Source organism: Arthrobacter sp. SDTb3-6 (assembly GCF_013376095.1).
GTDB lineage: Bacteria > Actinomycetota > Actinomycetes > Actinomycetales > Micrococcaceae > Specibacter.
Genome location: NZ_JAAMFN010000066.1, coordinates 1 through 10311, shown reverse-complemented (window position 1 = coordinate 10311; position 10311 = coordinate 1). Strand labels below are relative to the sequence as shown.

The window sequence follows — 10311 nt, the reverse complement described above, 5'->3', positions numbered from 1 at the left end:
GCATATTTTCGGTCACGGCATCAGTGCCCGTCGGCCGCGGCCGCCGCAGCCACGCCCGCGGTCACCAGCGCGGCACTGGCGCCTGCCGCGCGCGTGCCACCGCTTCAGCGATGGGCATGGCCAGCACCTTTCCGTGTCCCGGCAGGATGGTTGTGGCACCGCCCTCAAGCAGCCTGTCCAGGGACCGTCCGGCCCTGCCCCTGTCGTGGTCAAACATGGGATGCAGCCGCTGTGGCCCGTCGACCGTGGAAAGCGGATGCCCGGTGACCAACGCGTCGCCCGTGGCCAGGCAGCCGGACGGGAGAAGGAACGCGGTGTGGCCCGGCGTATGGCCGGCGGTGGCCAGGGCCCGCGGCGACCCCGGCAGCCCGGCGAGCAATTCGTCGGTAAAGGCGCCCGAGCCCGGCACGCGGGTGGGGTTCGCGCCGCCCGCTGCGACAATGTGGCGGGTCCATCGGAAGACGCGGGGCCGCCATGCGCGCACCAGGATTTGCCGCGGCGACACCTGGTTCTTGTCCCGGCCCGTCATTTGGCCCTGTTCGGCCGCCGCGCTGAGGACGGGAACGCCGAACCCGTCCGAGAGCATCCGGGCCGAACCGGTATGGTCGACGTGGCCGTGGGTGATGAGCAACGCGGCCATGTTCCGGGGTTCGAGCCCCAGCTGCCGGATGGACTTTATGAAGTCCGCGCGGTCGCCGGGATACCCCGAGTCAATGACGGTGAACTCCCTGCCCTCGCGCAGGATGATCCAGTTGGACGCCGGGCCCGCCACAAGGAAAACACCGTCGGCACATTCCTGCGGCTGGGCGGTGCTGTTCAAACCGGACTCCTTGGGGAAGGGGCGGGGCAGGCCCGCCCCTTCGATCCGCCGGCCGCTACAGGCCGAAGGTCTCGGACTCGTCGAAGGGGCCGACGACGGTGATGGTGCGCGGGGCGGCGGCGAGTTCGCGGGCCAGCTGCCGGACTTCCTCCACCGTGACGGCACGGATGCGCCCGAGGGTCTCGTCGATGTCCAGGAATTCGCCGGCCACGAGTTCGGCACGCCCCAGGCGGGACATGCGCGAGCCGGTGTCTTCCAGGGCCAGCACGATCCCGCCGGACATCTGGCCCAGGGCCTTGGCGAGTTCGGCCCCCGTAATGCCGTCCGCGGCAAGCTTCTCCAGCTCGGTGGTCAGCAGCGCAATGACCTGGCCGACCCTTTGCGGGGAGCAGCCAGCGTACATGCCGAAGTAGCCGGCGTCGGCATAGGAGGAGGCGAAGGAATACGTGGAGTACACCAGGCCGCGCTTTTCGCGGATCTCCTGGAACAGGCGCGAGGACATGCCGCCGCCCAGGACGGAGTTCAGCACGCTCATGACGTAGCGGCGGGGGTCCGTGGCCGTGAGCGACGGGCAGCCGATGATGATGTTGGCCTGCTCGACCTGGCGTTTGACCACGTGCAGCCCGGCCGTGCCGGTGATGGCTGCGGGGGCGGAGTCGCGGCGCGGGGCCGGGGCAACGCCGTCGTCCAGGGACCAGCCCGCGGTGCGCAGGGCCGAGAGGACGTGCTCGCAGACGGCGTCGTGGTCCAGCCCGCCGGCAGCGGTGATGACAAGGGTTTCGGGCCGGTAGTGCTTTTGGTAGTGCGCCCAGACGGAGTCCCGCGGGACGGCCTTGATGGCGTCCGGGGTCCCGCCGATGGGGCGGCCCAGGGCATGGCGGCCCATGACGGCTTCAACAAATTTTTCGTGCGCAACGTCGGTGGGGTCGTCGCTGTCCATGGCGATTTCTTCCAGGATGACGTCGCGTTCCTGCTCCAGCTCGGCCGGGTCCAGCACGGCGGAGGTGACCATGTCGGCGATGACGTCGATGGCCATGGGCAGGTCGGTGTCCAGTACGCGTGCGTAATAGCAGGTGCTTTCCTTCGCCGTGGCCGCGTTGGACTCCCCGCCCACCTCATCAAAGGCGGACGCGATTTCCAGCGCGGTCCGGCGCCGGGTGCCCTTGAACAGCAGGTGTTCAAGGAAATGGGTCGAGCCGTGCTGGCCCTCGGATTCGTCCCGGGAGCCAACACCGACCCAAAAACCAATTGTCGCGCTGCGCTGCCCCGGCATGGACTCGGTCAGGACCCGCACTCCCCCGGGCAGGACCGAACGGCGCACTGCGGCGCCTCCGGCCGTGCCCGAGATGAGCGTGGATTCCGTGTCTGCCAGTCCGTCGGCAGCGGAGGTCAGCGGCAAAAGGGTAAATGCCATGAATTATTCAGCAACGCCTTCGGACACTGCTTCTTCGGCGGTCTCCGCCTCGGCAACAACCGGGGAGAGGGACAGCTTGCCGCGGTCGTCGATCTTGGTGATTTCCACCTGGATCTTCTGGCCGACGGAAACCACGTCGTCAACGTTGTCAACACGCTTGCCACCGGCGAGCTTGCGCAGCTCGGAGATGTGCAGCAGGCCGTCCTTGCCGGGCGTGAGCGAAATGAACGCGCCAAACGTGGTGGTCTTGACAACGGTTCCCAGGTAACGCTCGCCAATTTCCGGGACCTGCGGGTTGGCGATGGCGTTGATCGCTGAACGGGCGGCTTCCGCGGAGGGGCCGTTTGTTGCACCGATGTACACGGTTCCGTCATCTTCAATGGAGATGTCGGCTCCGGTGTCTTCCTGGATCTGGTTGATCATCTTGCCCTTCGGGCCAATGACCTCGCCGATCTTGTCAACGGGGATCTTCACCGCGATGACGCGCGGCGCGAACTCGGAGAGCTCGTCCGGGACGTCGATGGCGGCGTTCAAGACGCTGAGGATGTGCAGGCGGGCCTCGCGGGCCTGCTTCAGGGCGGCGGCCAGCACGGAGGCCGGGATGCCGTCGAGCTTCGTGTCCAGCTGGATGGCCGTGACGAACTCGGAGGTGCCTGCCACCTTGAAGTCCATGTCGCCGAAGGCGTCTTCGGCGCCGAGGATGTCGGTCAGGGCCGCGTAGCGGGTCTGGCCGTCCACCTGGTCGGAGACCAGGCCCATGGCGATGCCGGCAACGGGCGCCTTCAGGGGCACGCCGGCGTTGAGCAGCGACAGGGTCGATGCGCAGACGGAGCCCATGGAGGTGGAACCGTTGGAGCCGAGGGCCTCGGAGACCTGGCGGATGGCGTAGGGGAACTCCTCGCGCGAAGGCAGCACCGGCACAAGCGCACGCTCGGCCAGGGCGCCGTGGCCGATTTCGCGGCGCTTGGGCGAGCCCACGCGGCCGGTTTCACCGGTGGAGTACGGCGGGAAGTTGTAGTTGTGCATGTAGCGCTTGCGCGTCACCGGGCTCAGCGAGTCGATCTGCTGTTCCATCTTGAGCATGTTCAGCGTGGTGACACCCATGATCTGGGTTTCGCCGCGCTCGAAGATTGCGGAGCCGTGCACGCGGGGCAGGACCTCAACCTCGGCGGTGAGCTGGCGGATGTCCGTCAGGCCGCGGCCGTCGATGCGGACCTGCTCGGTGAGGATGCGCTGGCGGATGACCTGCTTGGTCACGGCGCGGAACGCTGCGGAGAGTTCCTTCTCGCGGCCTTCGAAGTCCGCGGCCAGGGCGGCAACGGTCTCTTCCTTCAGGACGTCGGAAGCGGCGTCGCGCTCCTGCTTGTCGGCAATGGAGAAGACCTGGGCCAGCTTGGTGGCGGCGGAAGCCTCGACGGCGGCGTAGGCGTCGTCCTCGTAGTCCAGGAAGACCGGGAATTCAACGGTGGGCTTGGCGGCGCGGGCGGCCAGGTCGGCCTGGGCGTCGCAGAGGGCCTTGATGAACGGCTTGGCGGCCTCGAGGCCTTCGGCCACGACCTCTTCGGTGGGGGCCTTGTGGCCCTGTTCCTTGATGAGGTTCCAGGAGTTGTCCGTGGCTTCGGCTTCCACCATCATGATGGCAATGTCATCGCCGTTGGCACCGCCGGTCACCTTGCCGGCCACCACCATGTTGAACACGGCGTTTTCCAGCTCGGAGTGCTTCGGGAAGGCAACCCACTGGGCGCCGTTGCCGTCGTCGACCAGGGCGACGCGGACGCCGCCGATGGGGCCGGAGAACGGCAGGCCGGAGAGCTGGGTGGACATTGAGGAGGCGTTGATCGCCACGACGTCGTAGAGCACGTCCGGGTTGATCGCCAGGATGGTGACGACGATCTGGACTTCGTTGCGCAGGCCCTTCTTGAAGGCGGGGCGCAGCGGACGGTCCATGAGGCGGCAGGCCAGGATGGCGTCCGTGGACGGGCGGCCTTCGCGGCGGAAGAAGCTGCCCGGGATGCGGCCGGCGGCGTACATGCGCTCTTCGACATCAACGGTCAGCGGGAAGAAGTCAAAGCCTTCGCGCGGGTGCTTGCCGGCCGTGGTGGCCGACAGCATGACGGTGTCCTCGTCGATGTAGACCATCGCGGAGCCGGCTGCCTGCTGGGCAAGGCGGCCGGTCTCAAAGCGGACCACGCGCTTGCCATAACGGCCGTTGTCAATGACGGCCTCTGCGTACTGAATCTCGGGACCCTCCATAAGAGAGTCACCTCCATTTCTTGTGTAGGTGTTCAAAAAACCTGCTCCGCAGAATTTCCCCGCCACCTGCCCAGGCACCCCCACCGGATCGTGCTGTGGGGACCTGTACAACACCCGGTCTTCGATCGAGGTCCACGGGCGCCCCGCAGGGCCGTTCCCGGAGACCACTACCGAGGACCGCGAATGCGCGGCGGACGGTTGGGTTCCGTGGTTCAAGGTGCGTGGCCGGTGCGCGGTTGCGGGCCGGCCCACGTCGATACTGTGAAGGCGGCCTCCCCCGCAGAACGGGGAAGACCGCCTTTTTTCACAGGCTAGCGGCGCAGTCCGAGGCGCTCGATGAGCGTACGGTAGCGCGTGATGTCGGTGTCCTTCAGGTAGCTGAGCAGGCGACGACGGCGGCCAACCAGGGCCATGAGGCCGCGGCGGGTGTGGTGGTCGTGCTTGTGCATCTTCAGGTGTTCGGTCAGGTCCGAGATGCGTCGTGAGAGCATCGCGATCTGAACCTCAGGCGAACCAGTGTCACCTTCGCTGGTTGCATATGCCTGCATGATTTCTTGCTTTACAGCGGCGTCAAGTGCCACAGGGAACTCCTTGTAATGTGCCGTGAACGTGGTGTCGCCGTGCCCGGCAATTCCCTTGCAGGAAACCATGGAACACAACGGAATCCAGCCACCACGGACTGCAGCCGGACTCAATCCCCTAGTTTACGGCAGATGATGGCGTTATGTCGAAGCGGCGGGCGGGGGCGCCCCGCTCACGCCTGAAGGACTTCCAGGCTTTGGTCCACATCCTGGTGCATTTGCGCAATCAACGCCTCGGGCCCGGTGTAGGCGACCATGCCGCGCAGCCGCTGGACAAATTCCACCGTGACATGCTGGCCGTACAGGTCAAAGGCCTCCACCGGCTCCTCGGGGCGTCCGATGACGAAGGCCTCGACCTGCCGGCTGACGCCCACAAAGGTCGGGTTTGAGCCCACCGAGATTGCCGACCGCCAGCGGTGGCCGTGCTCGTCCCGCAGCCACCCGGCGTAGACGCCGTCGGCCGGGATGATGCCGCAGGCATCGGGTGAGAGATTCGCCGTAGGGAAGCCCAGGGCCCGCCCGCGCGCCGCCCCGTGCACCACTTCCCCGCTCATGGCGTGCCAACGGCCCAGGACCTCGGCGGCCGTGGCGACGTCTCCCTTGGCCAGCGCCTCCCGCACCCAGGTGGAAGACCAGCGGCGGTCGTGCCCTTCGTCTTCCACGGGCACGACGTCGAACCCCAGTTGGGTGCCGAGGCTCACCATGGTGGCCAGGTCGCCGGCGTTGCCCCGGCCGAAGCGGACGTCGTGGCCCACCACCACCGCGCAGGCACCGAGGGTGTCAACGAAGACGTTGCGGACAAACCCTTCCGGGGTCTGCTGGGCAAATTCCAGCGAGTAGGGAACCACAAGCACGCCATCCATGCCCAGCGCTTCCATGGCCGCAAGCTTGTCCGCCAGCCCCATGATCTGTGCCGGTGCCGTCTCCGGGCGGTGCACCAGGGCCGGGTGCGGGTCAAAGGTCACGGCGACGGCGAGGGCACCGCGGCGCACGGCCTCGGCCTTGACCTGGCCCAGCACCTGCTGGTGCCCGCGGTGCATCCCGTCAAAGTTTCCCAGCGCGACCACGCAGGGGCCGAACCCGTGCGGGACCTGCTCCAATGAGTTCCAAATGTGCACTACTAATCCTCTTGCGTTTGGCGTGCCGGCAAGCTGCCTGCGGGCAGACTTTTCTAGGTTACCGCGTTGGGGCCGCCGGTCCGTCCCACGAGGCCTGCGGCGTGCGCGGGTCCGTGGCCGCCAGGGTCAGGATCCACCGGTCCGCGGGCGTGCCACGGTCGTTGAACATGCCGCGGACCTGTCCCTCCAGGGTGAATCCGAGCTTCCAGGCCAGCTTGCGGCTGCCCCAGTTGGGCACCATGGCGGACCAGTACAGAAAGCTGAGGTTAAGCTGGTCGAAGGCGTAGCCGGCCAACAGGCGCACGGCCTTTTCCGCCGCGCCGGTGCCGCGGGCCTGCTCGCCGAAGTTGATGCCGACGGCGGCAGTGCCCGGGTTTTTGCATTGCAGGTCAACGGTGCCCAGCAGCCCGTCGGTGTCCGGGTCGGCCACGGCGAAGGTCAGGGTTGCCCCGCTCCGCCAGCCTTCCGGGGTGATGGTGTTGATGAAGTGCACCGCGTGTTCGCGCGTGTAGCCCAGCGGGACCGTGGTCCAGCGGATGGCCCCGGGGTTGGAGCAGTTGGCCACGAGTTGTTCGGCGTCGGAATCCTGCAGGGCCCGCAGCAGCACGGTGCCGTCCGTGAGGCGTGGCACCTCCGGGCGCAGCTCGAGCTCCGGGGCGGCGGCTTCGCGCACCAGCACCCACCCGCCGGCGAGGCGTCCGTCGACGTGGCCGTGGCCGGGGATCTCGGCGGCAAGCCGGAAGCCGCAGCGTTCGGCCAGCGCACGGCTGGCGTGGTTGCCCACGGTGGTGTGCCAGTGCAGCACGGACAGCCCGAGGACGCCAAGGGCGTAGTCGCAGGCGAGCCCGACGGCGCGGGTGGCGCTCCCCCTGCCCCGGCCCGCGGCCAGCAGCTTGATGCCGACGGCGGCGGACCCGCCGTCGCGGGTGTGGCGGACGTCCCGGAGGCTGAGCGTGCCAATGATGCGGCCGTCGCCGGGGCCCTCGACGATGGCAAAGCGCAGCAGCGTGCCATCGTCCCAGCCGGCTGCCACCGGCCCGGCAATCAGTGCCGCGGCCCGCTCCGCCGTCATCGAGGCGTCCGCACCGGCCCACTTCACGTTCAGGGGATCGTGGTCGATTGCGGCAAAGTCGGCGGCATCGGCCGCCGTAAAGCGGCGCAGGGAGGTGGGCCCGGCCGTCGGGGCCGGTGCCGGCGTCGTGTATTCCACAGCGCTCATTTGGCTGCTGCCGCGCGGTGGCGGTACAGCCACCACAAACCGACCAGCGGCAGCACGAGGGGCACGTAGCCGTATCCCTGGCCGAACATGCTCCACACCGTGGCGTGCGGGAACGCCTGGGCGTCGAAAACGCTCAGCAGGCCCACCACCAGCACTCCGGCCAGTTCAATGCAGATGGCCGTGGTGGCGGTAACGGCCGATTTGTGGCCGGGACGGGCCAGCGAGATGGTGGCCACGATGTACACGACCGCGGCAAATGCCGAGAGCAGGTAGGCCACGGGGGCGTCGTTAAAGGCCGTGGCGATCTGGAAGCCCGCCCGGGCGGTGGCGGAGATGGCAAAAATGCCGTAGACGGTGATCAGGAGGCGGCCGGCGCCGGTGGTCCGTCCCGGGGCGGGTGCGTCCGGGGTGTTGCCGAGGGTGTTCTTCATTGTCCAATTCCAGGTTGCAGGTGCTGTACGGCCGGGCTCAGGCCGTACCAAATCTGTGCCATGCGGGCCAGCATGACCACCACGGTCACGCCCACGGCGCCCATCACGTAGTTCGACCAGAAGGTGCGCTCCATCATGGCCCAGTAAAAGCCGGCCACGGGCAGGGCCGCGGCGGTGAACATGTAGCCCCAGAACTCCCACCCGGCGCCTGCCAGGTGTTCGCCCGTGGTCAGGCGGAGCAGCGAAGCCACAGCATAAATGATGGTGAAAAGTTCGACGCCGGCCAGCGAGAGCAGCGTGATGTCGTTGGGCCTTTTCTTCATCACCGCAGCGACGATGCAGATGATGGTGGAGGCCAGGCCCACCACGAGTCCGGCATAAAACCAGCCGTCGACCGTCACTGGGCAGCCTCCCCTGGCTCTGGGCGCTTCGGCGCGGGGTCCGGGTCGGGCGGGAAAACCAGCACCGGCTTGGCGTATTTGCCGGCGTCGGCCAGCAGTGCGGTGAGCGTGCCGTCGGGGGCGAAGGCGGCGGCCGGGTTCGCGGCCGTGTGCAGGCCGTCGGCGCTGGCGGGGATGCGGCGGCCGAAGGAGAGTTCCACGGCTTCCGCGGCCGTGAGTTCACGCACGGGCATGAGCGCGCGGGCGGCGTCGGCAATGTCCAGGACATGCAGTTCTTCGGCCAGCTGCTCCAGGGTGTGGGCCTGGTCCAGGGCGTACGGGCCCACGCTGGTGCGCCGCAGCGCTGTCAGGTGGCCGCCCACGGCCAGGCCGGAGCCGAGGTCGCGGGCCAGGGCGCGGATGTACGTGCCGGAGGAGCACTCCACGCTCACGTCGACGTCGATGTACTCCAGGCCCTCCTCCACGCCGCCCGCGTGGTGGCCGCGGCGAAGGCCGTGGATTTCAAAGGAGTGGATGGTGACGGGCCGGGCCGCCAGCGTCACGTCCTCCCCGGAGCGGACCCGGGCGTAGGCGCGTTCGCCGTTGACCTTGATGGCGCTGACGCTGCTGGGCACCTGGCTGATGGGCCCGGTGAGCGCCGCAACACCGGCGCGGATGGCGGCTTCGGTGACATCCGCCGTCGAACGCGTGCCGGTGGTCTCACCCTCTGCGTCGTCCGTGACGGTGGTGGCGCCGAGCCGGATCGTGGCGTCATAGCTCTTGGAAGTGCCGACAATGTATGTCAGCAGGCGGGTGGCCTTGTTGATGCCGACCACCAGGACGCCCGTGGCCATGGGGTCCAGTGTGCCTGCGTGTCCCACTTTCCGGGTCCCCGCAAGCCTTCGCATCCGGCCAACCACGTCATGGCTGGTCCATCCCTGCGGTTTGTCAACGATTACCAGTCCGGAAAGCACGCTTAGTAGTATATCGGCCCGGGCAGGCCTCCCCCGCGCCACCGTCCTGCCGGCCGCACTCCACCCGTTGACTTTGTGACGGTCCTCACATGTGGTGGCGCCACGTGTCCGGTCCGCCCGGACAGCGTCTGGTGGAGATTTGGTGCTCGGGGCAATGTCCAGTCCACCCGGCCGGCAACGGCAGCGGGTGCCGGACCCGTTGCCGTGCGGCGAACACCGAGTGCTGACGGGTCCCGATTGATCGATCCGCCCGTCATCCCCGGGCCCTTCCAAGGGACTACAAATAAGGTCAAAAATCGCGGCGGCAGGACCAGCCATGGCACAGCCGGGCAACAAGCACCAGCCCGGCCCCGTCACGAACATCGCATCGCAGTTGAACAGCCCGCTGAAGCTCGCCTCCGGCCGGGAAATCGCGGACCTGAACGGTGTTCGGGGGGCCAACAACCCGGACGGCGCCACCGTCTACGGGGTCCGTGACGCCATGCCTGCGTGCCTGGCCCAGGCCCCCGGGCTCCAATCCGCCGGCGGCACCTTCTCCCACCCCTATTCGTCCGGGCCCGTTGCCGGCGGCGTGTACGTGGGCGACGCCGGTGCCAACACCATCCTGTTCGTCACGGATGCCGGGGCGGTCAGCCTGGTCAAGGCCCTGCCGGCCGAGCCGGTCACCGTCGACGCACGGTTCGCTGCCCTGGCCGCGGAGATGGGCATGCCCGTCCCCGACTGCATGCTGGGACTGGACTACTGGGCCGAGGCCGTACCCACCAGCCGGGCGATGAGCGGTCAATGGCTTTACTACAAGGTGCTCCCGGGTGCCCCGGGGATGGAGCTGGGGTACGGAAAGGCCTACCGGATGAATGTGCGCAGCGGCACGACGCAGCTGCTGGCCGAGGGGCTTGCCGCGCCCACGGGGATCGCCGTTGACAAGGACAACAACGTCCATGATTCCCAGCTGATGGGCGACGGCGTCGTCGAGGTCAAGAACGGCACGGCCACCACGGTGCTCCCCGCCATGATGTCCTCCGACGTGGCCGTCACCGGCAGCACCCTCGTGGCACTGGCCAATGCCTTCGACGAAGTGAACGAAGGGAACGGAGGGAACGGAGGGAACCTGGTGACGATGG

General features: G+C 68.0%; 10 protein-coding genes. 1 reads left to right on the top strand and 9 read right to left on the bottom strand.

Annotated features, from left to right (window positions below):
* Positions 1 to 61 precede the first annotated feature (61 nt).
* The 9 genes from G6035_RS18725 to truB form a co-directional block, all read right to left on the bottom strand.
* Entirely contained in the window at positions 62 to 820 is a 759-nt protein-coding gene (locus G6035_RS18725; protein WP_176618615.1) for an MBL fold metallo-hydrolase, read from the bottom strand.
* A gap of 55 nt (positions 821 to 875) precedes the next feature.
* Positions 876 to 2234 (bottom strand): pitrilysin family protein, encoded by a 1359-nt coding sequence (locus G6035_RS18720; protein ID WP_176618614.1) that lies wholly within the window; start codon positions 2232 to 2234, stop codon positions 876 to 878.
* Between the two features lie 3 nt (positions 2235 to 2237).
* The gene (locus G6035_RS18715) at positions 2238 to 4487 is read right to left on the bottom strand and encodes a polyribonucleotide nucleotidyltransferase (protein ID WP_176618613.1); all 2250 of its coding nucleotides are present in this window, start codon (positions 4485 to 4487) and stop codon (positions 2238 to 2240) included.
* 311 nt (positions 4488 to 4798) lie between these two features.
* Positions 4799 to 5068, bottom strand: a complete 270-nt coding sequence (gene rpsO, locus G6035_RS18710; protein WP_176618616.1) for a 30S ribosomal protein S15 — start codon at positions 5066 to 5068, stop codon at positions 4799 to 4801.
* Between the two features lie 173 nt (positions 5069 to 5241).
* Positions 5242 to 6186: a bifunctional riboflavin kinase/FAD synthetase gene (locus G6035_RS18705; RefSeq protein ID WP_176618612.1), complete on the bottom strand. Its 945-nt coding sequence runs from the start codon at positions 6184 to 6186 to the stop codon at positions 5242 to 5244.
* A 58-nt stretch (positions 6187 to 6244) separates the two neighbouring features.
* Complete coding sequence (locus tag G6035_RS18700; RefSeq protein ID WP_176618611.1) at positions 6245 to 7405, bottom strand: GNAT family N-acetyltransferase; 1161 nt, start codon at positions 7403 to 7405, stop codon at positions 6245 to 6247.
* A complete protein-coding gene (locus G6035_RS18695; RefSeq protein ID WP_176618610.1) occupies positions 7402 to 7836 on the bottom strand; it encodes a hypothetical protein in 435 nt (144 codons plus the stop codon). The genes G6035_RS18700 and G6035_RS18695 overlap by 4 nt, the downstream gene beginning before the upstream one ends.
* Positions 7833 to 8237: a hypothetical protein gene (locus G6035_RS18690; RefSeq protein ID WP_176618609.1), complete on the bottom strand. Its 405-nt coding sequence runs from the start codon at positions 8235 to 8237 to the stop codon at positions 7833 to 7835. Before G6035_RS18690 ends, G6035_RS18695 begins: the two co-directional genes overlap by 4 nt.
* Positions 8234 to 9190, bottom strand: a complete 957-nt coding sequence (gene truB / locus G6035_RS18685) for a tRNA pseudouridine(55) synthase TruB (protein WP_176618608.1) — start codon at positions 9188 to 9190, stop codon at positions 8234 to 8236. Before truB ends, G6035_RS18690 begins: the two co-directional genes overlap by 4 nt.
* Positions 9191 to 9506: 316 nt before the next feature.
* On the opposite strand from truB, the gene G6035_RS18680 reads away from it, so the two are divergent.
* Positions 9507 to 10311: ScyD/ScyE family protein (locus tag G6035_RS18680; RefSeq protein WP_176618607.1), on the top strand; the 805-nt coding region annotated here is incomplete at its 3' end.